Annotated in this window: 1 protein-coding gene; it reads right to left on the bottom strand. The window is 66.2% G+C overall.

Features of this window, described 5'->3' with window-relative positions; all coding sequences use genetic code 11:
- A partial coding sequence (locus KVS71_RS19335) for an AAA family ATPase (RefSeq protein ID WP_217585335.1) occupies window positions 1-231 on the bottom strand: 231 nt, incomplete at both ends.

The following is a 231-nucleotide window of genomic DNA, read 5'->3' as shown; positions in this document are numbered from 1 at the left end:
TGGCTCAGTCCCTCCAGCGCGTAGTACTCGCACTGGTTCGGGATGAAGACCTCGTTCGCGGCGGTGAAAGCGTTGATCGTGTGCAGCCCGAGGGAAGGAGGGCAGTCGATGATGACGAAGTCCACCGGATGGTCCGCGAGGTAGTCCTCCAGTGCCCGACGGAGGCGGTGCTCTCGCGCCACCTGCGCGACGAGCTCGATCTCAGCGCCGGCGAGGTGGATGGGGCTCGGC

Origin of the sequence: Microbacterium sp. GbtcB4, assembly GCF_019091465.1 — a bacterium.
In the GTDB taxonomy this organism is placed as follows: Bacteria; Actinomycetota; Actinomycetes; order Actinomycetales; family Microbacteriaceae; genus Microbacterium; species Microbacterium paraoxydans.
This window is presented reverse-complemented; position numbering and strand designations above follow the sequence as displayed.